Annotated in this window: 16 protein-coding genes and 2 pseudogenes; 9 read left to right on the plus strand and 9 right to left on the minus strand. The window is 46.2% G+C overall.

What is annotated here, in order from left to right:
- Positions 1-95 precede the first annotated feature (95 nt).
- Positions 96-950 (plus strand): Cof-type HAD-IIB family hydrolase, encoded by an 855-nt coding sequence (locus tag H6G03_RS03145; protein WP_190461994.1) that lies wholly within the window; start codon positions 96-98, stop codon positions 948-950.
- A 177-nt stretch (positions 951-1,127) separates the two neighbouring features.
- On the opposite strand, the gene H6G03_RS38660 is transcribed toward H6G03_RS03145, so the two are convergent.
- A complete protein-coding gene (locus tag H6G03_RS38660; RefSeq protein WP_190461996.1) occupies positions 1,128-2,120 on the minus strand; it encodes a DALR anticodon-binding domain-containing protein in 993 nt (330 codons plus the stop codon).
- Between the two features lie 268 nt (positions 2,121-2,388).
- On the opposite strand from H6G03_RS38660, the gene H6G03_RS03155 reads away from it, so the two are divergent.
- Positions 2,389-3,117, plus strand: coding sequence for a Crp/Fnr family transcriptional regulator (locus H6G03_RS03155; protein WP_190461998.1), 729 nt, complete (start codon positions 2,389-2,391; stop codon positions 3,115-3,117).
- 14 nt (positions 3,118-3,131) lie between these two features.
- On the opposite strand, the gene H6G03_RS03160 is transcribed toward H6G03_RS03155, so the two are convergent.
- From H6G03_RS03160 to H6G03_RS03170, 4 genes and pseudogenes are all read right to left on the minus strand, one after another.
- Positions 3,132-6,368: a sensor histidine kinase gene (locus H6G03_RS03160; protein ID WP_190462000.1), complete on the minus strand. Its 3,237-nt coding sequence runs from the start codon at positions 6,366-6,368 to the stop codon at positions 3,132-3,134.
- 451 nt (positions 6,369-6,819) lie between these two features.
- Positions 6,820-6,930, minus strand: a pseudogene (locus H6G03_RS39675) (phosphate ABC transporter substrate-binding protein); the annotation flags it as partial.
- Positions 6,929-7,321: pseudogene (locus H6G03_RS03165) on the minus strand (ABC transporter substrate-binding protein); the annotation flags it as partial. The pseudogenes H6G03_RS39675 and H6G03_RS03165, both read right to left, overlap by 2 nt.
- Positions 7,322-7,509: 188 nt before the next feature.
- Positions 7,510-8,532 (minus strand): LysR family transcriptional regulator, encoded by a 1,023-nt coding sequence (locus H6G03_RS03170; protein ID WP_242060292.1) that lies wholly within the window; start codon positions 8,530-8,532, stop codon positions 7,510-7,512.
- Positions 8,533-8,730: 198 nt separating this feature from the next.
- Between H6G03_RS03170 and H6G03_RS03175 the strand changes: the two genes are divergently transcribed.
- The 5 genes from H6G03_RS03175 (at position 8,731) to ndhD1 (ending at position 14,220) form a co-directional block, all read left to right on the plus strand.
- Entirely contained in the window at positions 8,731-9,447 is a 717-nt protein-coding gene (locus H6G03_RS03175; protein WP_190462003.1) for an NnrU family protein, read from the plus strand.
- A 180-nt stretch (positions 9,448-9,627) separates the two neighbouring features.
- Positions 9,628-10,011, plus strand: coding sequence for a thioredoxin family protein (locus H6G03_RS03180; protein ID WP_190462005.1), 384 nt, complete (start codon positions 9,628-9,630; stop codon positions 10,009-10,011).
- A 272-nt stretch (positions 10,012-10,283) separates the two neighbouring features.
- Positions 10,284-12,371: an NAD(P)H-quinone oxidoreductase subunit 5 gene (locus H6G03_RS03185; protein ID WP_190462007.1), complete on the plus strand. Its 2,088-nt coding sequence runs from the start codon at positions 10,284-10,286 to the stop codon at positions 12,369-12,371.
- 104 nt (positions 12,372-12,475) lie between these two features.
- A complete protein-coding gene (locus tag H6G03_RS03190) occupies positions 12,476-12,628 on the plus strand; it encodes a hypothetical protein (protein ID WP_190462009.1) in 153 nt (50 codons plus the stop codon).
- Positions 12,625-14,220, plus strand: a complete 1,596-nt coding sequence (ndhD1, locus tag H6G03_RS03195) for a photosynthetic/respiratory NAD(P)H-quinone oxidoreductase subunit D1 (protein ID WP_190462011.1) — start codon at positions 12,625-12,627, stop codon at positions 14,218-14,220. Before H6G03_RS03190 ends, ndhD1 begins: the two co-directional genes overlap by 4 nt.
- Before the next feature lie 134 nt (positions 14,221-14,354).
- Here the strand turns inward: ndhD1 and H6G03_RS03200 are convergent, their stop codons facing one another.
- The 3 genes from H6G03_RS03200 to H6G03_RS03210 all read right to left on the minus strand — a co-directional run bounded on the left by H6G03_RS03200 (position 14,355) and on the right by H6G03_RS03210 (position 19,689).
- Positions 14,355-17,354, minus strand: coding sequence for a GDSL-type esterase/lipase family protein (locus tag H6G03_RS03200; RefSeq protein WP_190462013.1), 3,000 nt, complete (start codon positions 17,352-17,354; stop codon positions 14,355-14,357).
- 409 nt (positions 17,355-17,763) lie between these two features.
- On the minus strand, positions 17,764-18,894 hold the full coding sequence (gene wecB, locus H6G03_RS03205) for a non-hydrolyzing UDP-N-acetylglucosamine 2-epimerase (RefSeq protein ID WP_190462015.1): 1,131 nt from the start codon (positions 18,892-18,894) through the stop codon (positions 17,764-17,766).
- 417 nt (positions 18,895-19,311) lie between these two features.
- The gene (locus H6G03_RS03210) at positions 19,312-19,689 is read right to left on the minus strand and encodes a hypothetical protein (protein ID WP_190462017.1); all 378 of its coding nucleotides are present in this window, start codon (positions 19,687-19,689) and stop codon (positions 19,312-19,314) included.
- Between the two features lie 707 nt (positions 19,690-20,396).
- On the opposite strand from H6G03_RS03210, the gene H6G03_RS03215 reads away from it, so the two are divergent.
- Together H6G03_RS03215 and H6G03_RS03220 are read left to right on the plus strand one after the other, a co-directional pair.
- Positions 20,397-21,872, plus strand: a complete 1,476-nt coding sequence (locus tag H6G03_RS03215) for a type IV pilus twitching motility protein PilT (protein WP_190462020.1) — start codon at positions 20,397-20,399, stop codon at positions 21,870-21,872.
- A 125-nt stretch (positions 21,873-21,997) separates the two neighbouring features.
- Positions 21,998-22,753 (plus strand): circadian clock KaiB family protein, encoded by a 756-nt coding sequence (locus H6G03_RS03220; RefSeq protein WP_190462022.1) that lies wholly within the window; start codon positions 21,998-22,000, stop codon positions 22,751-22,753.
- Here the strand turns inward: H6G03_RS03220 and H6G03_RS03225 are convergent.
- Complete coding sequence (locus H6G03_RS03225) at positions 22,746-24,275, minus strand: thioredoxin-like domain-containing protein (RefSeq protein WP_190462090.1); 1,530 nt, start codon at positions 24,273-24,275, stop codon at positions 22,746-22,748. The genes H6G03_RS03220 and H6G03_RS03225 overlap by 8 nt on opposite strands.
- Positions 24,276-25,172: the final 897 nt, after the last annotated feature.

A 25,172-nucleotide genomic window follows, 5' to 3' on the forward strand; every position in this document is an offset into this window, starting at 1 on the left:
TTTATACTTACAGCAGTATGGCTGTACATAGCTAAATTCTTTACGTAACACACCTATTGGTATGGGAAACTTAATGAGGAGTAGGGATAGAAACTATGCAGGAAAGTGCAATTGACCGAGAAATAAAACTCTTGGTCTTAGACATCGACGGAACGATCGCAGGCGAGTCGAATCAAATTCGCGAACCGGTCAAACAAGCAATTAAAGCAGTACAAGCAAAAGGTGTGCAAGTTGCGATCGCTACAGGTCGGATGTACCGTTCTGCTTTGCGCTTCCATCAAGACATCGGCTCGCAACTACCCCTGATAGTTTATCAGGGAGCGTTGATTAAAGACCCAACCACGCAAAAAGTGCTGCGTCATCTGCCAGTAGCAAAAAAAATTGCCTTGCAACTGCTAGACTACTTCGAGCAACCGGAATTGCGATCGCTGCTTTCCGTACACTTCTACATCAACGATCGCCTCTACGTGCGTCAAATTACCCCCGAAACCGAGATTTACGCACAACGTTCTGCGATCGAGCCTATCCCAGTAGGCGACCTGCGCCTAGCGCTCACAGGAGATAACGGAGAAGATATTTGTCCTACTAAAGTATTAGCACTCAGCGACGATACCGATACGATCGAGCGTTTGTTGGGTTCATTAAAGCAGCAGTACACCCCAGCAGAACTTTACCTTACCAAATCCGTAGCCACCTTTTTTGAAGCTACCAACCCGTGGGTGAACAAAGGTACCGCCGTTCGTTATCTTGCTGAAGACATTCTAGGACTTGAGTCTGGCAACGTTATGGCGGTTGGAGATAACTATAACGATGTCGAAATGCTTGAGTACGCCGGTGTCGGTGTAGCGATGGCAAATAGCCCTTTCGACGTACAGGCGATCGCTCATTGGGTAGCTCCCAGCGTTGAGGAAGATGGCGTTGTCGCTGCCATTGAAAAATTTATCCTCTAAAACCCCTTCGATCAGAAAGGAGACCGACGACTGGCCGTGTTTCGTCTCGGTCTCCCAACTGGTTCGCTCCTCACACAGTAGTCACTATACAAGAGCTGAATTAGTTTTGTCATCCCTTTCTATATATTAAATTTTGATAACTATCACCCCATTTTGGCAGATATTGCCTAAATAAACTTATAGTTCCAGTGGGGCCGACACAGCTAAAAAGTCTTCCAAAAGCAAGCGCAGAAAGGGTTGAGTAGCTGCGAACAAGCCCAATCTCGCTTGAGACAGATGCGGATCTTCTGTCTTCACCTCACCCCAAATGCGACATCGGCTATAAAACGTCTCGAATGTTTGGCCCAGATCCAGCGCTATTTTCTGCCAATCGATCGCACGCCCAGAAGACGAGGGGCAATACAAAGTATCCAGCAACACAAACAAAGACGAAATCAGAGTGCGTTCGGCTGGGTGTATCAACCGCAGTTTTTTCTCACCTGTCAGCCACGGAATCGGCTTGGGAGAAACAATGCACCAGTGTGTCGGAGTCATTTCCGCATCGGCTTCTGCCAGCGCGATCGCTCCTTCTCGGTGCGCCATACGCAACAGCGAGCAACAGCGAGCATGAGCGTACTGGATCGTAAAAATTGCGGAATCCTGATTGGCGACTCCTTCAGTGCTAAGTACAGAGGCAACTTTTTCTCCTCTGCCCCCCTGCCCAAGGGCCTTTTTCTTTTGACTTTTGACTTTTGACTTTTGACTTTCTAGCCCCTCACCCTCAACCAAACCCTGCAACCACGCTGATATAGCCAAATCGCTCAAATGCCAGTGAATCCAGCCTCGCTCTGCGACTTTAATAGTAAAATAAAGTTTAATCTCAGGGTAACGCTCTTCCCCTAATCCGTAGAGTTCATCTACGATCGCACCTGCCAAATCCGCAGTTGGTATTCTCGATAACTTTGACAGCCTGAGCGCGATGGGCGACACGTAAAGTATCTGAGTTTTATCCTGAAATTGGTATACATCAAAAGTTCCTGTCGCGTTCCAACCCTGCACATCCCGATCGAAGCCAATGTCAGGATCTGCAATACCTAGCTTTTGACTGAGCAAATCCATTGCCTCTTGTAAGTAGAGCCGCAGCGCATATGCGATCGCAGGAAAATCCATCATCGGTAAATCTTCATTCACAGTTGTTTACCGAGCCACATCATATTTTTACATCGGTTACATCTATCTACGGTTGTAACTTGCATCAAATATAACAAATAACAAACTCCCAGCCTTGATAATTTAGTAAAATCTAAGGTATCTTTTATTACTTTAAATTTACAGTAAAACTTCTATAAAGATGCTATAAAGCTTATTTAGTTTTAATATTGCCCGATGACTCGGTTTTGCCAAAAAACCACCCTGTCGATAAACGTCCCATTAAAGCCCTTTTTTGGCCTCTCAACCTATGGTGCAACAGTCTCTCTCCATACAACCAAACCCTGTAAGCTCAGATACACTGCGACCGGAAGCATCGCGACCGTTTTTAACCTGGCAGCGAATATTAGACTGGGCTAACGAACATTATCGGTGTCGCACTTTCAGCAAAGACGAAAAAATTCCAGCGCGACCTGGGTTGCTGTATTTAGTACAGCGAGGTGCTGTGCGAATGGTAGGTGTTGCCCAAGTGAGCGCCACCCATCGCAACCTTAACTCTCGCGCCTCCACCCTTAACCAAGAGGAAGCCTTCTTAGGCTTTGTAGGTGCCGGACAACCATTTGAAATTGTAGCTCAGTCCCCATTTACGCTCCACAGCTACGCCCACGTAGATCAAACAGCCGTAGTGTGGATGTACTGGCACGACCTAGACAACTGGCCCCACTTCCGGCGCGAAGTTTTAGATGCGTTTCGCTACCAGCACCAGCGCAAGCTACTGTGGCTGAGTACTCTCGGACAGCGCCGCACGATCGATCGTCTGTTAGGATTTCTCACCCTCTTGATTGAGGAATTTGGCGAACCCTGCGAGCAAGGGTACTCTCTTCCCTGGACTCTCACCCACGCCCAAATTGGCAGCGCGATCGGTTCGACTCGCGTGACAGTAACTCGCTTAATGGGCAAGTTACGCCAGAGGGGATTAATTCATACCCAAGACGACAATCTGATCTGTTTGCCCACCGATACGGCACTACGTCGCTAAAAAAACCGAGATTGTTATTCGGAAGCGGAAAGCAGGGGCAAAGACAGGGTGAAGCGTGCCCCCTGCCCCTTACGAGATTCTAGGGTAATCGACCCTCCGTGGAGTTCTGCCAATTTCCGCACGATCGCCAATCCTAACCCAGTTCCCGGATACCGACGCGATAGAGAACTATCAATTTGCGAAAAAGGAGAAAAAAGTTTCCCTTGATCTTCCAAATCGATGCCGATACCGTTATCCCAAACGAGAAAATTAATCTTGTCCGTAGAGCCGCTTTCCGATAAAAGGTGAGAACGATAGACTTTTAGACCGACTTTTCCCGCTGGGGTAAATTTAATCGCATTGATGAGTAAATTCAACAGCATTTGTTTGAGGCGTCTGGGATCGGCCACGCAGTACTCTAAGTCAGGATCTAGCTCTACTTCCAGAGTCAAACCTTGTTCCTGGGCTCGCTCCCGGATCAAGTCGATCGCGCTTTCGACTACTTCGGCGATAAAAACTACTTGCGGTTCCAGTTCCAAGCGACCTGCCTCAATGCGAGAAAGATCGAGAATATCGTTGATCAGCGCCAGCAGGTGTTGACCGCTGGTGTTGATTCGTTCCACATATTCTTTCTGTTTGCTATTAAGTGTGCCAAAGCATTCTTGAATGAGGACACTTGAAAAACCGAGAATAGCGGTTAAGGGTGTCCGCAGCTCGTGACTGGTGTTGGCAATCAGTTCTCCTTTGACGCGATTGAGGGTTGCCAGTTCCTGGTTTTGTGCTTGCAAGCATCGCCAAGTGCGGGATCTGTCGATCGCGATCGCGCATTGACTCGCCACTTGCTCGACCAGCTGAATTTCATCTGCCTCCAATTGACGCTCAGTAGTAGCCGCTGCTTCACTTCTACCCGCACGCAGACAAATAGCGCCAATTAAGCCCAGTGCATCAAAAATAGGCACGATCGCTAAAGTTTCGCTCTCGCCCCGCGCGATCGACTTTTGTAATTGATTACTTATAAAACAGCTTTTTCCAGCTAAAAGCCCATTGCGGCTACTTTCAGGCAAATCCTCTAGCGACAAGCACACCCCTAGCAAAGAGCCGCTAGTTATGGGAGAGTTTTGCTGGTTTTTTTCCTGCTTTTCGCCGAACGTGTGAGAAGTAAAGCTGTAAATCTCTGCCTTCCTCAAATATTCGTAACGCACCTCCAGCACACCGTTGTTTCTGTTAAAAAGACATCCGTAACCACCTGCAACTCCCAGCGTTTTTACTAAACCTTCCACAGCAACTTCCAGCATTTGGTTTTCATCAAGATCCACCTGATGTAGCACTTTAGTTAGGTTGCGAATCAGTTGCTCAAATTGCAGAGATCTTTCCAACGAACGAGTCCGCTCTTTCACCCGTTCTTCCAATTCTTTAGTATATGCTTGCAGTTGCTGGACTCTCAGCGACTGCTCAAAAGCAATGGCCACCTGATTGGCAACTGCCTGCACTAGCTGTTGTTCGTCTGGCGTCCACTGTCGGGGGGTACGGCAATGATGAACAAATATTAAACCCCACAGAGGGCGCGATCCTTCTTCCTGTAACTCGTCATCTGGGCGTTGAATTGGTACCGCCATCATACTGCGTACCTTCATCGCTTCCAGCATTTGCTGATGGCAGACAGATAATGCTTCTGCATAGATATCTGCTGTATGCCAGAGGCGACCTTGACTGTAAGCTTTTAGATAGCTTGTGGGAATTGTTTCCGGTGAAAAAGTTTGCCGCCAAATTACCGGGTAAGCAGGCTCGACTGCTTCCGCTACGCAAACACCGCTTTGGTCTGGTTGCAACTGATAGGCAAGCACTCGATCGGTATTGAGAACCGATCGCAGCCGTCTGACCGCAATCTCCAGAATTTTAGGAAAATCGAACGAACTGCGGATCGTAGCCGCTATTTCGCTCAACAGCGCTTCCCACTGTCGCCGCTTTTGCAGTTCCTGTTCCGCTCGTTGAATAGAGGTTACATCTTTTACGAATACCAGTAAGTAGCGATCGTCTGCTTCGGCGCTATCGATCTGCGATATCGTCACTTCTGTCCAGACAATCGTCCCATCTCGGCAAATATAGCGCTTTTGCAGCGTTTGTCGTTGTAAACTTCCCCTGACTATTTGCTGAATACACCTAACTTCCGCCGCGAAATCTTCAGGATGACTGATAGCTCGACAATCCAGTCGTCGCAATTGTGCTTCTGTGTAACCTATCAATTTCTCGAAAGCTGGATTTGCTCTGAGAATACCTCCATCTAAGCTCTCGCAAAGAATTCCGATCGGCGACTCCCAGAACAGCGGTTCTAGCAGCACAGGTATGGATGCACTCTCTAAAGATGACGAAGATAATACTGAGGTACTCGACATTTGCGGGTTAGAAGCAAGTTTAAGTGTGTTTTCTCGCCAGTTCTCATGCTTTTCTATTTGCTTGGCAGCATGAGAACTGTGATTTTGTTGCGCTGGCGCGATCGCACGATATGGTTGAAGCAATGATAGCAGTTGCAGCCACAAGCGTTTGACAATGCTGTTGTTGTTCGTCAGATCCGCCGCCATCAATTCCGAATAGTAAGGTAGAACAGTTGCGATCGCTGGGATAGCAAGCAATTCGACTATTTTGTGCGGATCGAAAATTAGGGAAACTTGCCAGTTTTGGTGAGTATTTTCTGGCGTTTTTACTGGCTCTATTTGCATCCATAAATTCAGATCGCTAGATAATACAATTACGCTCGCTTCTACTCCTGGCAGACTTACAAGCTGTATTGGTGGAATAGATTCGCCCTTCTTTTCTCCCCATGTGCGAGCTGCTTTGGCAGAGTTTGTTTGCAGGTTATTCTCGGAGTCCGGATAATTTACAACTGTGCTATGCCAAGAGCGAGCGGAAGAATTCCTCAGCTGGTAAAGCTCTGCCAAAGATCCTACAGTAACGATCGCCGCTGCCTTACATTCTTCTTTAGCCAATGCTTCTGCTTCAGTAGCAGATGAATAACAGTATGCACCAGATTCATTGTCGGGCATCGGGTAAAGCTCTTCTACTCCCGATTTACTATACTCTAGTCCCAAAGAAGCTTCTATTATTTCCGACCAAAATAGCTCTATTTTCTTACACAGATCTGAGTTTTCGCCTGCTATCAGTAAAGCTCTTATCCATCCAACTGATTCCAAAGCTCTTTGCAGAACTTGTAAGCAAAAATACCAGTTTGAAGCTGTCAATTCTAGTATGATTCGTGCTGGAGTCTGGTTTTTCATTTAGTTTCTCAATAATAAGAAAGGGCTCTCGCCGGATGGATAGTTTTTACGCGACTTAGATTTAGATAAATTTTTCAACAAATCGTCACCGAAGTGCCTTTTTTTGACTGGATTGACCGCGTTACTCAAGTTGGCTGAGTTACAGAACAAAATGAGAAGGCATACTTAAATTGGAAAAACAACCCTTCTCCAGCCACTTTCACAGGCCGTGGTCATCCCTAAAAAAAGATGTGATTTTTTATTCCATTTTCGCTGAGAGCTGTACCCCACGGATGTGTTGTCAACAATTCGTATCAGAAACTCTTTGTAACGGATTGTGAAGCGATCGCGTAATTGAGTCTTGGCAAACTAACTCGATTTTTATACCTTCAATATTTGTTTACAAAAATCTATTTTTCGCAACGCTTTGGTAGCTTGATAAAATGCTAAAAAAACTTTTTAACAAGTTTCAATTGGCAGCTACTGCCAAACCGTCAATCGCAACGGCAATTTGTTCGAGACTGAAACCACGCTGCTGAGCTAGATCGTATACCTGCTGTAATAAAGGGCGGAAAGACTGCGCCAGATGGTAAAAAACGAACAATTCCAGAAGCAGCTGTTGTCGAAAAATTTGAAGAAGATAGGGTTTGTTGTATTCCAGTTCGAGTAGGATTGAACTGGAGTGCCGCAATTAGCGATCGCACAGCATCATAGGCTAGGGCTGTTCGCCAGTTTACATCAGCACCCCAAAGCTTTCTCGACTGCTGGGAAAAGTCCGATTTGGGATCGGCGTCAATATGCCAGGGAACTCCTACTATCATTCCAACAGCTTCATCAGCACCGATTTCTAACGTTTTGGGTGTGTAAACATCATCACCTCCAAGTAATTTTAATCGCTTGCGGTTGACCAGAACAACCTGGAGTGCTTTGTCTAAAGTTCCCGTATTGGCTGCTAGCATTAACACCTGTGCGCCGTCCAAGTCTGAGAACACATTGACCGGGCGGGGGCAGTTTGGACGGGTGCAATAGATTTCCATACATTAGGAATTTAGTGTTAGTTAGTGGGGATTCAGGAATTAAAAACTACAGATTCCAGATTTGAAATTGAATACAATCTCAAATCTCAAATCTCAAATTTAAAATTTCCCAGTCCCCAGTCTCTTCAACTGCCATTATTGGAGATAGTTTTCGTCTCTTCTTGTGCAGGAAATTTATGGGAATTTCCCGTGAGGGACGGTGTTTCTAAAAGCTCTTTTCCCCATCCGGGATGGGCAAACTGAGGGAGAATTTCCGTGCTAAAAGCTTCTGCGGCTTTGGAGCGGTAACGATTGGGATTAAAAATCACCGACAGCATCCGCTTGACAACCACATCTTCAATTGTGGCGCGGCTGAGGATACCCATCTGTAACTCTTTTTCAATTGCCGAAATAGAGACAAAAGCCGCTCCCAAACCTGACTGCACTGCATTTTTGATCGCCTCGATCGAGTTCAATTCCATTTCCACTCTCAGACGGCGAGTATCGATGCTGCAACGGCTCAGCACCTGGTCAATCACTTTGCGAATAGTGGATTGGGAGTCTAAAGCTATAAATTGCAACTTGTAAAGGTCATCTTTGTGGATGATATCGGCTTTTGCTAAAGGATGAAAGACTGGCAAAATCAACGCTAACTCATCTTCTAGGTAAGGCTTGATTTCTAAAGCTTCTACAAGTTCGGAAGGAATTTCACCGCCAATAATGGCGAGATCCACTTGTCCGTTTGCCACACTCCAGGCAGTTCGGCGGGTGGAGTGAACGTGCAATTGTACTGACACATCCGGATACTTTTGTCGGAACAAGCCGATCATACGGGGCAGCAAGTATGTCCCCGTTGTCTGAGATGCCCCGACAATCAAAGTGCCACCCTGGAGATTTTGGAGATCTTCTATGGCGCGACAAGTTTCTTCACAAAGTGATATTATTCTTTCGCCATAGCTGAGCAGGAGATGACCTGCTTCGGTGAGTTGTGCCCGTCGGCCCCCTCGGTCGAACAACGGCACATCCAACTGCCGCTCTAAGTTTTGTACCTGCAAGCTCACGGCGGGTTGCGAGACATAAAGACTGTCGGCAGCGCGTTTGAAGCTTCCCTCAGCGGCGATCGCTTTGAGAATACGCAACTGATCTAGTGTGAAAGGAAGGTCAGACATACTGGCTTACCAGAAAGGTGTAAGGAGCCTTGGGCCGAAAAACTATGAATATTCCGGTTGTAATTGGTGCTGATAGCGATTTACCGTTGTGATGCCTCTGCTGAAATCGAAATTAACATAACAAGGGATCGGTTCCACTGAGAATATCTCTGACATGAGCTGTGCGGGAATCCGTTTGAGTTGAATTGCTTAAGTAATATGATGTCATTTGCTTGGCTGACTTCGAGCCATTTCATAATACTGGGGTTGCTTTTGGGTTTTGCGATCGCCCATAGCGGTTTGGCTGCTTTGCGGCAGTGGGGCGAAAAAATGATTGGGCCCAGAGCTTATCGCATCCTGTTTGCCAGCGTCAGCCTACCTCTGGCCGTCGCGACGATCGTTTACTTTTTTAACCATCGCTACGATGGACTGCAATTGTGGCAGGTACAGGGCGTTCCCGGAGTTCAGCCTCTAGTATGGTTGCTGTCGGCAGTTTCGTTTGTGTTTCTTTATCCAGCCACGTTTAACCTGTTGGAAATTGCCGCGATCGAGAAACCCCAAGTTCATCTTTACGAAAGCGGTATCATTCGCGTCACCAGGCATCCCCAAATGGTAGGACAAATCATCTGGTGCGTTGCACACACGCTCTGGATCGGCACCACTTTCACCCTATTTACATCAATAGGTTTGATTTTGCATCATTTATTCGGTGTCTGGCATGGCGATCGCCGCCTCCTGTCTCGCTACGGCGAAGCATTTGCCGCCGTAAAAGCCCGTACCTCTGCAATACCCTTTCTTGCGATCGTCCAAGGTCGTCAAACTTTACAATGGCAAGAATTTATTCGTCCAGCCTATCTTGGGGTAGGTGTTTTTGTTTTGTTACTGTGGTATTGTCACCCTCTTCTAATTCAAGCTACTGCCCGTGTCAACTGGTGATGGGAATAAAGTAATCAAAGGGGAAAGCAAGAAAGTTTTCTTCCTTTCCTGTCTCCTGTTTCCACTCTCGATAATTATTTTTTGTCACCATTTGCGATCTCTATCGTCAGACGATCCCGAATCGATGTAACATGATCCCAACTGCATATCAAACCCATATAAACCATAGCTTGAGGGATCATGCTGTTGTCGGTTAACGAGCGGACGTTTTCACAAGAAGTTTTAAAATCTCCCACTCCGGTGCTGGTTCATTTTGCAGCTCCCTGGTGTGGTTTGTGTAAGCTGATTACCCCCCAATTAAGTCGATTTCAAGCAAAATTGGGCGAAAAAGTCAAGGTAGTGTACGTTAACGCTGATGAAAATTTTAAAATTTCTCACAGTTATAGACTGACAACACTGCCAACGCTGATTTTATTTGTAGATGGTGAAATCGCCTATCGTTTCGATTGCTTCCGGAATCGGGACGATCTTTCTGCGGTACTGGAGTTGATTTCCCTCGGTTGTGCAGAGCATAGCAAGCAGCAACGGTTGCAGCCGATCGAATATCAACATTTCTCTGCCTAATTTGCCCCGATAGCAAGTCAAATATTTAAAATATCCCACCCTGGTATATTAGGGTGGGATATTTTTCGGTCATGGTAACCGATTGCATAACTAATGCGAAAAGCGGGCTTTTTTGAAGCAAAAATTTCATGACTGCGACTCGGACATCCCAAAAAACTAGGTTTTTTTAAGATTTGGCCTAACTCGTGGCAGAGATGAACCAATCCTGCGTGTGCCACAATTATTAACGGTTTTGCCAACTAGAGAGAACAACTTTAAAGTAGACATCTGTGATGGAACCGATCTATCAGTATGCTTGGGTAATACCCGTCCTGCCGTTGTTAGCGGCTATGTTAGTCGGCATCGGCCTGATTTCATTTAACAAATTTACTAACCAGCTGCGGCAGTTAAATGCCGTGTTTGTGGTATCTATGCTAGGCGCGGCAATGGTTTTGTCCTTTGCCTTGTTCTGGAGTCAATTTCAAGGCCACGAACCCTACACCCGTACCCTGGAATGGGCAGCAGCTGGTAATTTCCACCTCACAATGGGCTATACGATCGACCATCTGACAGCCCTAATGTTGGTCGTCGTGACCACCGTAGCCTTCCTGGTCATGGTCTATACAGATGGCTACATGGCTCACGACTCAGGTTACGTGCGCTTCTACGCCTATCTGAGCTTGTTTAGCTCATCCATGTTGGGTTTGGTGGTGAGCTCCAACTTGGTGCAGATTTATATTTTCTGGGAACTCGTCGGGATGTGTTCCTATTTGCTGATCGGATTTTGGTACGATCGCAAAGCCGCAGCCGACGCCTGCCAGAAAGCATTTGTCACCAACCGCGTCGGCGACTTTGGTTTGCTTCTGGGTATCCTGGGCTTATACTGGGCGACCGGTAGCTTTGAGTTTGATGTCATTGGAGCTAATCTACAAGCTTTTGTAGAATCTGGTTATCTCAGTGCAGGTTTGGCGGCGCTATTTGCAATTTTGGTATTTATGGGCCCAGTCGCCAAATCCGCGCAAGTACCCCTACACGTTTGGCTACCGGATGCGATGGAAGGCCCAACGCCGATCTCCGCCCTCATCCACGCCGCCACGATGGTCGCCGCTGGTGTATTCCTGATTGCGCGGATGTACCCGGTGTTTGAAGGCATACCGTCGGCGATGAATGTCATCGCTTGGACAGGTGCAGTGACAGCCTTTGTGGGCGCAACTACTGCGATTACCCAAAATGACATCAAAAAAGGTCTCGCCTATTCCACTATGTCCCAGTTGGGTTATATGGTGATGGCGATGGGAGTAGGTGCTTACGGTGCTGGATTGTTTCACCTGACAACTCACGCTTACTTCAAAGCGATGCTGTTTTTGGGATCTGGGTCGGTGATTCACGGTATGGAAGCAGTCGTCGGTCACGATCCGGCTTACGCTCAAGATATGCGGATGATGGGCGGTCTGCGGAAATATATGCCCATTACTGCGATTACCTTTTTGATCGGCACTTTGGCGATTTCCGGTATCCCGCCTTTTGCAGGTTTTTGGTCAAAAGACGAAATTCTGGGTTCTACTTTCCAAGCTAATCCAGTTCTGTGGGCGATCGGCTGGTTGACTGCTGGGATAACTGCTTTTTATATGTTTCGGATGTATTTCACCACCTTTGAAGGTAAATTCCGAGGTAAAGATGAGAATGTCCGCAACAAGATTAAAGCAGAAGTTTTACAAAGTCAGGGCTTGGCTTTTGGCCCAGGTGCCATGAATCCCCAAGAACTGACTGTCGCAGCAGCTCACGGTCACGATGACGGCGAATCACACGAAGGTCATCACCACAGCGATAAACCGCACGAGTCACCCATCACGATGACTCTGCCGCTGATGGTTTTGGCAGTTCCTTCTATACTGATTGGTTTGGTGGGAACGCCTTTTGGCAATTACTTTGAGGAATTCATCCATCCGGCGACTGAATTAGCTACAGAGTTACACGCAGAAGCCGGACACGAAAGTTTGTCGGAATTTCTGGTGATGGCGGGTACTTCTGTGGGGATATCCTTAATTGGGATAACGGTAGCTACTTTGATGTACTTGCTGGCTAAGATCGATCCGAGTGAGATCGCTGCCAAAATCCCCTCTCTCTACAAACTGTCCAAGAACAAGTGGTACTTTGACGAAGTTTACGATTTGCTCTTCATTAAAGGTAGCCGCCGCTTAGCTAGGGCAGTTATGGAAGTCGATCTCAAAGTCGTCGATGGTGCGGTCAACTTGACCGGCTTGGTGACACTCTTAAGCGGTGAAGGTCTGAAATATTTTGAAACGGGCCGCGCTCAATTCTACGCTCTCATAGTCTTTGCCGCAGTTCTCTTAGGAGTAATTTTCTTTGGTGTGACTTGATCGTAGGGTTGGTTTTTTAGGGGCGGGTGCGATCGCAATGTCAGCTTTACAGCAGTAACATTTCGATCGACCGCCCTATTTTAGTTTTGAGTGGAGGAGTAGTTTTGAGGACACACTTTGGAATTAAATCCAAAGAAATATACTTATCTGCCTGTTTACAACTCAAAATGGTACGGGCAGGACACTGCGGTGTACCTACTCAACTCCAAACTCATCATTCTTCCAGACTCGGTATTTCCAAACTTGAGTGGCAATGAATACAGCTAATTTTCCTTGGCTGACAACCATAATCTTATTCCCCATTGCGGCGTCCCTTCTCATCCCCATCTTGCCTGACAAAGACGGCAAGACGGTGCGTTGGTATGCGCTGATTGTAGGGCTGATTGATTTTGCACTGATTGTTTACGCTTTCTACACCGGGTACGATTTATCCGAGCCCGGTCTGCAACTGGCAGAAAGCTATGCCTGGGTGCCTCAACTCGACTTGAATTGGTCGGTAGGTGCGGATGGTCTATCCATGCCCCTGATCATTCTCACAGGCTTCATGACCACGCTGGCAACTTTGGCAGCGTGGCCGGTTACTTTGAAACCAAAGCTGTTTTACTTCTTGATACTGGCGATGTACGGCGGTCAAATCGCCGTGTTTGCCGTTCAGGATATGCTGCTGTTTTTCCTGGTGTGGGAACTGGAATTGATTCCTGTTTATCTGCTACTGGCGATTTGGGGCGGCAAGAAACGTCTCTATGCGGCTACTAAATTTATCCTTTACACCGCTGGTGGTTCGCTGTTTATTTTAGTGGCAGCGCTGGCGATGGCCTTTTACGGCGATAAAGTAACTTTCGATATGAGAGCTCTCGCCGCTAAGGACTTCGCCCTCAATTTCCAATTGTGGATGTATGCCGCGTTCTTTATTGCCTACGCTGTCAAACTTCCCATTATTCCTTTCCATACCTGGCTACCGGATGCCCACGGTGAAGCAACCGCGCCAGTGCATATGTTGCTGGCTGGTATTCTCCTGAAAATGGGTGGATACGCCCTGCTGCGGATGAATGTGGGCATTCTTCCCGACGCCCATGTGGTGTTTGCCCCGGCTTTGGTGGTTTTAGGGGTTGTCAATATTATCTACGCGGCGCTAACTTCTTTTGCCCAGAGGAATTTGAAGCGCAAGATTGCCTATTCGTCAATATCTCATATGGGATTTGTGACGATCGGTATGGCTTCTTTTACTAATTTGGGCTTAAGTGGTGCCGTTTTGCAAATGGTTTCCCACGGTTTGATCGGCGCTAGTTTGTTCTTCTTGGTGGGGGCGACATACGATCGCACGCACACCCTGATGTTAGATGAAATGGGCGGCGTCGGTCAGAAAATGCGGAAGATTTTCTCTATGTGGACTGCTTGTTCTCTGGCATCTTTGGCGCTACCGGGAATGAGCGGTTTTGTGGCAGAGTTGATGGTATTTATTGGCTTTGCGACCAGCGATGCTTATAATTCCACTTTCAAGGTGGTGATCGTATTCTTGGCCGCAGTTGGTGTAATTTTGACGCCAATTTATCTGCTGTCTATGCTGCGGGAAATTTTCTACGGCCCGGAAAACAAAGAGTTAGTGGAACACGAGGCTTTGGTCGATGCGGAACCGCGAGAAGTGTTCATTATTACTGCTCTTTTGGTGCCGATTATTGGCATTGGTTTCTATCCCAAAATGCTGACTCAAATGTATGATGCTACTACAGTGGCTTTGACGACAAGACTTCGAGATTCTGTACCTAGTTTGACTGAAAAACAACAAGCAACTGATACACTGCCAACAAATTTGAAAACTGTGGCGATTGCACCTGAAATTGGCGATTAATATCGCGCAAATTTGAAGTGTGTAAAATTAAAAAAGCCCCCACTGTGGGGGCTTTTTTGTAGGGTGTAAAAAAAATGAGGTAAATGAAGCAAAAATCTGCTTATTACCTGATGGTTAAGTTAATGGCTCAACTCCTAAACAACAGTGAAATCATTTACCGTGATGCTGGTAGCTTGAATCCCATTGAGAGTTGCTAGAAGCTCATCAGTACTTGTAATTTTAACTAAAGTATTGTTCCAGTTAACATCAGTACCTTGGATAATAGAAAGTTGCTGGAACGTCAATCCACCCGATAATCCCAGAACATCTTGACTATCTGTAAAGTCACTAATGGTATCAGTTCCTTGTTCTTGTGCTAATACGAACAAATCTGCACCGCTACCCCCATTCAAACTGTCATTGCCAGCACCACCAGTTAGGGTATCATTACCTGCAAAACCATTAATGGTATTATTTTCAGAGTTTCCTGTCAGGATATCCGCAGAATCAGTACCATTAATTACGGTGAGCGGTGCTTGCTGTACAGGAATAAATTCGATGTAATCGACCCGCGCATACTCAGCTTGGTTTGCTAGTCCTTGGATTTGAATTGTTGCGCCTTGGTTAATGGATAAAGCCGTAGCAATCTTTTGAGTGACGGCAGATTGGTTATCGGGACTAGCACTACCCAAATTTTGGTTGAGGGTACGTTGGTCTATTTGAGTACCTGCGATCGAAGTTGTCAACTGTGCTTGTCCGTCATTTTCGTCAAAATACCGGAGAAATACATCATAACTGCCACTGACACCCGTAAAGGTTGTGCTGGCGATGCCAGAAGTAGCCCCGCTTTTCGGAAGACCGATTGCCTTGCTGCTGGAAGCAGCGGTATTTGACTCTACCAGGTAGTTAGTCAGCTGCATACTCTCAGCTTCTATACGGACAGTTCCGTTAGACTGAGGTACGCTCACTTGAAATGTACCTAGATTTCCGCCACTAATAAAGTTGCCGCTAGTATCTTTAACTTGGTTTGCTTGCAAAGCTACAGTGTAATTGCCGTTATCTAAGGCATCCCAACTGCCACCGAGAGGATTAAGACTGTAAGTAGCAGTGCGGATAGCGCCATTGGTGTTGCTGTCAAGGCTGACAAAAGTTGCCAACTGATTAAAACCGTTTGGGCCAGTGACGCGCAAGTCGCTGCTATCCAAACTGGAAATATCGACAGCTTGGTCATCAGTGTAAGTAACTGTGAAAGTGTAGGCACTATTGCTGGTATTTGTGATGTTTGTGGCAGATAACGTTGCTGTCGGGGCCCTGACATCACTGGCCGCAGGTGCTGTACCGGCGGCCAGGAATTCGATATAATCTATCCTGGCAAACTCACCACTGTTGGCGATGCCTTGAAGTTCGATCGCTGCACCTTGGTTGATAAATAGTCCAGAAGCGATCGTTTTTGTCACTGCCGTTTGACTGACAGCGCCAGAATTACCCAAGTTTTGGTTGAAACTCCACTGTACTATTTGAGTACCGCCAATTTTTGCGCTTACACTTGCTTGTCCATCGTTTTCGTCAAAGTAGCGAACTACTACGTCATATATACCGCTCGCACCGCTAAAGTTGCTCGTTACTTTACCGCTTGAGCTACCCGATGAAGCTAAACTGATTAACTGACTGTTGGAAGCAGCAGTATTTGATTCAATCAGGTAGCTTGTCCGCTGCATATTCTCAGCTTCCATACGGATGTTTCCGCCAGACTGAGCCAGATTTACTTGGAAATTTCCCAAATTTCCGCCAGGGAAGAAGTTGTTGCTGTTATCTTTAACCTGGTTGTTTTGTAGAACTACAGTATAAGTGCCATTGTCGGCTGTATCCCAAGTACCTCCCGGAGCGTTGATGCGGTAAAAGCCGGTGACTGCACCGTTGCTTTGATTAACTCCTGTAAGGGTCGCGAGTTGGTTGAAGTTATTTGGCCCAGTTACCCGAATGTCGTTGTTGTCGATACTAGATAAGTCTATACCGTCCTCATCTGTATAGGTAACAGAAATAGTGTTCGTGGTGCCGCTGGCTTGTGTAATATTAGCGGCAGAGAAGCTTGCGTTCGAGTAGGGAATAAATTCTACGTAATCTATTCGTGCATACTCGCCCTGGTTTGCCGTTCCTTGGATTTCGATCGCAGTTCCCGGATTTAAGGATATTCCCGTGGCAACTGTTCGGCGTAACTTTGTTTGGCTATTCGCAGAGGCATTGCCCAAGTTTTGGTTCAGCGTCCATTGATCTACTTGGTTCCCGCCTACTTTGAATTTTAGCTGTCCTTGTCCGTCGTTTTCGTCATAATAACTGACGACTACATCGTATTTATTCGCTGAACCGGAAAACTGAAAGGAAGCCGTTCCAATAGAGTTTGTAGCTGCATTGACGCTGATTACCTTCTGACCCAAAGCCGAGCTGTTCCTCGATTCGACAATGTAGTTTGTCAGAGTCATATTTTCAGCTTGGACGCGAGTGGTTTTCTGTATACCGAGAAATGGCACTAGCGCATCGTACCAAGCATTACCCATTTTAGTATAGCCATCAAGAGTCGGGTGAATTTGATCGGCTAAATCGTTCTGGTTTAGCTTGGAGTTTATATCGACATAAGTAACATTTTTTCCTTGTGCGACTTTGTTGTTTACAATCTGGAGAGCTTGTGAGTTAAAATTAGCAACCTGTTGCAGATCGTCTGCGTATTTATAAGAGTTTGGAATAGAGCCTAGAAACAAATGTGAATTAGGTAATTTCGTAGTAATTTTATCGACTATTTCCTTGAGTCGATCGTCTGCATTTCCAAGGTCATAATTCTGTAGCACATCATTGGTGCCAATCGTTAGCAGAACTACATCCGCCTGATAAGTATTCAACCAATCATCGAGTTTGCCAATCTCAGGTTCTGAAACTCTGCCATTGAGGATTTCATCGGTTCTCCAGCCGCGATTTCCCGCATGGTTTTTATCGATGTTACTTGGTCCATTAGACCGGGGCCCTACAAAATCTACGTCGAAATTATCAGATCCAAATAAGTTGTATAGTTCGGTGCGGTATCCCCCGCTCTCTGTATCGCTACCGCTATAAATAACTCCATGAGTGATCGAGTCACCTATTGTGAGAATCTTTGGGAACATAAATTTTCCTCCTAAAAAATTTTTGGTCGCTAAAAATTGCCACGTCAGTACGTACCAGGAACGTAAGTTTCTGGAAATCTAAATAAACGCCCAAATAATTCAGTAAATACTATTAGGCCGCTAGCATTTATTGAGCTTAGTTTATGCCACACTTACGAAATAGTGCTATAAGTGAAGCAGTATCTTTACAAATTCTTCGTAATATTGTGTATTTTTTGGCTCAATTTATAAAGCTGAGATGAAGAGACCGTAAAAGCCAGTAATCTAGCCGCCCTCTCCATAGAGTAAAAAAGAGAGGAAAAGGGAAAACAAAGTAAATAACTAATAAGTTGGGTTGAACTAAGAAAACCCAACTTACTTGAGTTAGAGCTTGGCCTAATCGGAACAGTATTATACAGAGATGGGATTCTCAGGATCTCTCCGCCGCCTTCTGGCAGTAATTCTCGACAATCTGCAAAATCCGTTCCGCTGCATGACCGTCCCCAAAGGGATTGATTGCTGTTGCCATTGCTTTATAAACAGTGGGGTTGGACAGCAACTCGCTTGCAACGGCAAAAATATTAGTGGGATTGGTTCCCACCAGTTTAGCTGTCCCAGCTGCGATCGCTTCCGGTCTTTCCGTAGTTTCCCGTAACACCAAGACTGGCTTCCCCAAGCTAGGCGCTTCCTCCTGTAGTCCGCCAGAATCAGTTAACAGCAAGTAACAGCGCTGAATCGCACCTACCAATTCCCCATAATCCAAAGGTTCGGTCAGAAATACCCTGGGATGGTCACCTAACATAGCCTGTAGCGGTTCTCGCACAGTAGGATTGCGATGCAGGGGCAACAGCAAAGCTGTATCCGGAAATTTATTTAAAATTTGCAGAAATCCTTTCGCAATATCCTTTAAGGGTTCCCCCCAATTTTCGCGTCGATGTACCGTTGCCAGCAGTACCCGGTACTTTTGCCAATCTAAATTGGGTAGATCGCAAGCAGGCTGACGTTCCGCCACCATCAACAAAGCATCGATCACAGTATTGCCAGTCTGGTAAATTTCTCCCACAACTCCCGAACGCCGAAGATTATCCACAGCTTGCGAAGTAGGTGCAAAATGCAACTGGGTTATTTGAGAAATCAAACGCCGATTTGCTTCTTCCGGGTAGGGGTTGAACATATCGTCGGTTCGCAAACCTGCTTCTACGTGTCCTACAGGAATTTTTTGGTAGAATGCTGCGAGGGTTGCTGCAAAAGCCGTGGTCGTATCTCCCTGCACTAAGACCGCATCCGGCTGCATTTTCCTAAATAACATTTCCAAACCCTGTAAACTGCGACAGGTAATATCGGTTAAGGTTTGCTGGGGCTGCATAATTGCTAAATCCCCATCAGCGCGAAGGTCAAACAGTTGCATGACTTGATCCACCATTTCGCGATGCTGGCCTGTCAAAATCACCCGCGTGTCAAAAGATGAGGAACTCTTGAAGCGCTGAATCACTGAAGCTAGTTTAATCGCCTCCGGGCGGGTTCCCACGATAATACAAATCTTGAAGGGTGATTGCGACATTGAAATCGAGTGGATAGCAAAGGTGCAAATACAAGTCTGCCACCATCGTACAGCCATCTCCGAAGAAATCCGGATTTTTATATTTGAGGGGCGCTGGGTGGATAAAAGAATAGGTTGGTAGCAGATATAGGGGTTGTAGCGAATGTAACGAAGGCTAAAACGCTAAATATATTTTCTTAAATCTACAAACAGTTACCAATTACGAAATAAATTTTATGGAATTTCTCAAAAAGTCGAAAATGAAAGAATTTGCTTAGCTACTCCAGTCTATCAGTGAAAAAAATCAAATTTTTTCTTTTTTAACTTATTTCAAGCCATAAGATTTATATATACTGCTTGCCAGAGCTACCTACACAGGAAAAAACCCGGTGTTACCGGGCCTTATAACCGTTTAAAATAACGGCTAACAGTGGGCCTTTACTTTATATTGATGTCGCACGTTAAAGGGCAGGCGGCATAAACAGAACTGTGACGCAGATTTTCCTCTCCACGCAACCAATTTAACCATTTGACTTCGTGAGGATGAACGCCTTTAAGGGAAAGCATAGCTGCGCCTGCCATAACTGCTAGAACATTAGCGCCAATTAAACCGCCCGCTACGAGTAACACAGCGCTAACTGGCATCACCGATTGCAGCGCGATCGATAGCAGAGAACCTACAACAACCATTAGCATCACAATCGGAAAACCGACTACCAGTAAGCAAACTGAGAGGGTGAACGTCCAGATTAAAAAGCTTTTGATTGTAGAAAAGGCATAGCTCGTGGTTAAATTCTGGCTTTTTGCTAGTGTCATACTCATTCCTCCTTCCTTATTCAGGAAAAAATCTGATTTACGTAAAATTCGGATTATTACTTCCGACTGATAGCTCGGTGGTTTTTAGTATATATAAACTTTTGGTTAAGATGAATATTTTTTTTAATAAACTTTACATTTTATTAGTTTTCTTGGCGTTACTAGAATCTGAGTAAATTTTCGCATTGTATGTCTGCCTAAAGAGGTAACTCTTAGGCAAAAACTGTTCTATAACCTATGTCTTTGGATGTAGGTATTATGCGAAGGGCAGTAAAACTTAATCTGCGAACATACTGCTAAACTCCTTAATATTTCTTATTAGTTCCGGCTGTGGTTCTCATAATTTTGTCATCAGTTTTGCAAAAAACTGGAAAACTGTTGCAAAATCAAAGGAACACAAGAGGAATACCTACTGCCAAAACAAAGCTAACTTTGTTTTTGAGCTTGGGGCTTAATACTGAGGTAGCAGTCGTAAGCTAACGGCTCAGCCAGAGGATAAGCTTGTAATGGCAGACACACAACCGCACAAATGGTAATCCAGGCGGCTAAGAAGGGAGTTAAGTTGTAAAAAGCTAGTTTTTGTAATTTTAGCGGATATTTTCACGAAACTGATGCACAGGACCAAATTATGGGAAAACTTAAGAGAGATAGAAGTGTGTCCGCTCTATCGCCAGAAAAATTTCATAGCGTCGTAAAGCACTAAACCTATGACAGACTCACAGCGCCCCCCCATGCCACCTCCACCCGGTTCTCGTGGGATGCCACCGGGGATGCCACCCGGGCCACCACCTGCTAGACGAATGCCAGGACCGGAAACATCTGCGGGAGCAACTCAGCGACCAACAGAAGAAACTGTAGCCATGCCCAACACCGCTCGCACGGGTATGCCACCTACAACTTCTCGGCCTCCGAGTACAGGGGCACCACCGACTGTGGCAAGGACTCCGGGTGCAGCTCCACCACCGCCCTTCCCAACAGCCGCAGGCGCACCACCAGCGCCTCCTGCTGCGCCGTCTGCTCCGCCAAGACAGCAGCCTCCCGCTCCACCTGCTGCTGCACCCGCAGCACCGCCAGCATCCGCTGGCGGACGGACACCAGGGGGGAGTAACGGTCGATCGCCAGGGCAGCCAACTCTAGCAGAAGTTGTCAGGTATGCTTTTGACAACGGCATCTCTGATATCCACGTCGGTGTAGGCGAAGCACCGCGCTTTCGCAAGCGCGGCGACATCATTCTCGCGGAATACCCCGAAGTCGATTACCCAACTTTTATGAGTTGGATGCAGGAGGTGATGAGCGACGAGGAAATTCAAAAATTTGAAGAACATCTGGACTTTGATGGAGTAACGCAGTACGAATTCTCGCGGGCCCGCATCAACGTTTTCGGTACTATGAGAGGCCCAGCGATGGTGATGCGCTTGATTCCAAACAATATCTTGAGCATGGAGCAATTAAACTTGCCTCCAGTGTTTAAAGATATTTGCCATTACCACAAGGGTCTAATCTTGGTGACGGGGCCAACAGGTTCTGGTAAGTCCACAACGATGGCGGCCATGATCGATTACATTAACAAGAATATGGCCAAGCACATCATCACTATCGAAGACCCCATAGAATTTGTCCACGTCAGTCGCAAATCTCTAATTAAGCACCGGGAGGTAGGACAGCATACCCGAAAATTTGATAACGCATTGAAAGCGGCTTTGCGGGAAGACCCGGATTTGATTCTGGTAGGGGAAATGCGGGATAAAGAAACCGTTAACACGGCGCTTAAAGCTGCACAAACGGGTCACTTAGTAGCAGGGACGCTACATACCAACAGTGCTGTAAAAACAATTGAACGGATTCTCAACCTATACTCGGCAGAAGAACAGAATTCCATGAAAGTGGCGATCGCCGAATCCCTGGTAGCCGTAGTTGCTCAGGGTTTGTGTAAAACCACCGATGGCAAGCGTGCAGCTTACCACGACATTCTGATCAACACAGATGCGATCAAAGAGTACATCATCCAGGGCAAATATGAGGAAATCACTGGAGTTATGCTCAAATCTAAATTTGACGGTATGCAGACGATGAACCAAGCTCTTTTGGCTCTCTATCAGGAAGGCCGGATCACGGAAGAGGAAGCTTTGGAAAGGTCTCCGACCCCGAACGAAATGGCTCAATTCCTGCGGGGACGGGTCTAATTTTTGTATTTGCTGGCGTTCTCAGGAGGATTCCTAAGAACGCTCTTTTTCTTGTCCTTTGTTTGTTGCCGATCTCATTGCTAGGCACCAACGACCGCTAACTAATGACCGATAATTGATGACCAATGACCGCTGACAAAGGGCAACTTTTTAAAGGGATTGCGCTTTTTACACCAGGAGGAGATCTCATTTACTGCATCGATCCAAACAAGCAGAATCGATGGCATCTGCATTTATGTGCCGGATTGCAAGAAATTTTGGGCTTAACAGAACCACCCCACTTTTTAGTACCTTGCTATACAGCGACTATAGACAGATGGATAGATCCTCGCAACAAGCAAGTGCGTATTTCTGCCGAAGCTTATCCAGCGGTTTTACGGTATCAATCACTTCTGAATGCTGTGTTTGAAACCGGGGAATTGCTTTGGCAGACTGCGCCTTGGCATGAAGACTTGTGCGATCCGATGGTGTTGGGAACTTATCGCGATCGATTTCCGCAGCTGTGGGAAGAACACGATCTAGTGGTACGGTTTGAAAATAGCCTTCTTCATCCCAGTTTCCAGCCAGAACTGTACTCCCCCTTACCTAAGTCGCCAGAAGCTCAAGGATACGTACTGCGTCTGTTTGTTTCCGGTCACAACAGCACTACAGAAAGAATTCTGCAAACTTTACATAAGCTTCTAGAGCAATCTCTATACCAGCCTTACACTTTAAAAGTTATTGATGTTTTTAAGCATCCAGAACAAGCAGAAGCTGACCAGATTTCTGCCACACCCACTCTGGTTAAGGTTTGGCCTCGACCGATACGACGAATTGTCGGTGAAATAGAGGATATAGACAGAATAATGTGGCTGTTAGTTTCTAAAGATACTCTTAGGTAGCAGGAACGCAGACATCTGGCGCACACAAGCCGGGAAAATGAAGGGTGGTGACATTAAGAGTATCCAGTTCCACACGACGGATAACATGGTTGTTCGTATCGGCAATAAAAAGATGTGTTGCGATCGCACTTAGACCGGATGGTTCAAAAAAGCTACAATCTAGACCTTGACCATCTTTCAACTCCTGTTTACCATCGCCTAGCATCGTTAGACACTTGCCAGTGTGAGGGTCAACTCGCTTAATTTTGTGGTTATAAGTATCGGCTACCCAAAGGTAATCTGGTGCATATTCTACACCCAGACAATGCTGTAGTCTTACTTTCGATCCAATGCCATCCTCATCCCCAAAACCGAATAATTCCCCACTACCGCAGACAGTTCTCACTTTATCTATGTCTCCGAGTCCGACAGCACGAATCGAGCTGATTTCGCTATCGGCGATATATAATTCTCTTCCATCTGTACTAATCCCGCTCGGTTGCGAAAAAGCGGACTCTTGACGAGCGCCATCAACGCAAGATTCTGCACCCGTACCAGCATAAGTTTGCACAATACCTGTGTCCAGACCCATTTCCCAAACCTGGTGAGAGCCAGCCATTGCAATGAAAAGGCTATTAGCCAGTTTGAGCAAATCCCAAGGGGAATTCAAGGGAGTTTCCAAACCAACTCCGCTGTGAGGCCGAATATTATGGCTTTGTTCGCCTGTGCCTGCGATAGTTTCAACTGTTTGGCTTTGAAAATCAATCCGACGCAAAGTATGATTTTCCGTATCGGCAACGTAGAGAATCCGATTTTCTTCATCAAAAGCCATTCCTTGGGGGCCAAAAAACTGAGCTTCGCTAAAGGAACCATCGCTTAAACCTGGTTTTCCCGTACCGATTAGATGTAGCACTTCTCCATCTAAAGTACTTACAACGATGCGATGATGGCCGGAGTCTGCGATAAATAACCACTGACCGCCAATCCCGTTTTCGCTTGCCAAAACTTTGCCGGGAAAAGCCAGGGGTGCGGTTAATCGTTGTCGCTGTTTTTCTAAAGCCACAGTAATTTCTTGAAAATTAATAGTTCCTTTCTGTTGGTGTGCCTGAATTAACTGTGAAATCAGGTCGTCTAGTGTTTCCCGATGACCTTCACCGGATACGCTACCAACACAGTACCCTTCCGGATCGATGAGTATTAAAGTTGGCCACGCTCTCACTGCATAGTGTTCCCAGACTCTAAAGCCGCTGTCAACTATGACTGGATGTTCGATATCGTAGCGCAGGATAGCTTGACGGATGTTTTCAACTTCTTTCTCGTTCTCAAATTTTGCTGAATGGACACCTATGACGGTAAGGCTGTCTTTATATTTTTGTTCTAAAAATTTTAAGTCGGGTAAAACGTGTAGGCAATTTATACAGCAATATGTCCAAAAGTCAAGTAGTACGACTCGCCCTTTGAGTTGCTGGAGGGATAAGGGGCGATCGGTATTAAGCCAAGGATAGTTTTGAGGCAGTTCTGGGGCTCTGACGCGAGGTGGCATAGGATCTCCTTCAATTAGGGCAATATCCCATAGCATAGCTTCAAATTTCTTTACCCAAGCCAAAGTTTCCTGAGTGGTTAACGCTACAAGTTAACTAAGTAGGCGTACTGATTTTGCTGTCGTTGGGTAGGTTAGGGCAGATCGCTTTTACCGAAGTCAAGAATACAGCTATTTTCAGGTTAGGAGCTGAAAAAAACCCGCTTTATTCAAGAAACTGGGTTTCTAGCCTACATAAATGCGATCGCCCGCAGTGATTTTATTCAGGAGTTACGCACTAGGGTCAATTTATGAATTGACCCTACATTCAGATATTCTGCGTAAGTCGTTTTATGGCGATCGCGCTGGCAAGTGCAGTTGCGGCCAAAGTCTAGTTTAAGTTTCCGTTACTACATCAGCTGCTCTGCCATCTGCGGGTGTCTCTGAGCGTTCAGTAACGGATGGCACTTCTGAAGTCGGTTGTGATGTTTCCGATTTCTCTATCTCAGAAGTGGGAACCTCTGGCTGTTGTGTAGCTTGGGTAATTGGAACAGTAGGTCTGGGAGCGCTTATTATAGGCTGTGTCACAGTTGCTGGTGTAGACAGTGAACTAGGTGAACGCCTAAACGGCTGGAAGAACCGTAAAAATTGGTTTATTTTTTCTTCGTTGGGCGCTTCTTGTGCAGTTCGATTTGGTTGATTAGATTTTGCCTCCGGAATTTTAATTTCATCAGCCTTAGATTCCGCTAGAGTTTCCGATCCAGAAGTCGATGGGTGAGGAGTTTTTAACTCAGGAGTCGATGTTTCGATTATTTCTGGCAGTGTAGGTGGCAAGTTGGGTGAAGATTTTACCTCAAGAATAGTTGGACTTGCCTCGCTAGCAGGTAATCCGCTCGATTTTGCTTCTAGATCTGATGTCCC

The sequence above is a fragment of the Aerosakkonema funiforme FACHB-1375 genome (assembly GCF_014696265.1).
Classification (GTDB): Bacteria; Cyanobacteriota; Cyanobacteriia; order Cyanobacteriales; family Aerosakkonemataceae; genus Aerosakkonema; species Aerosakkonema funiforme_A.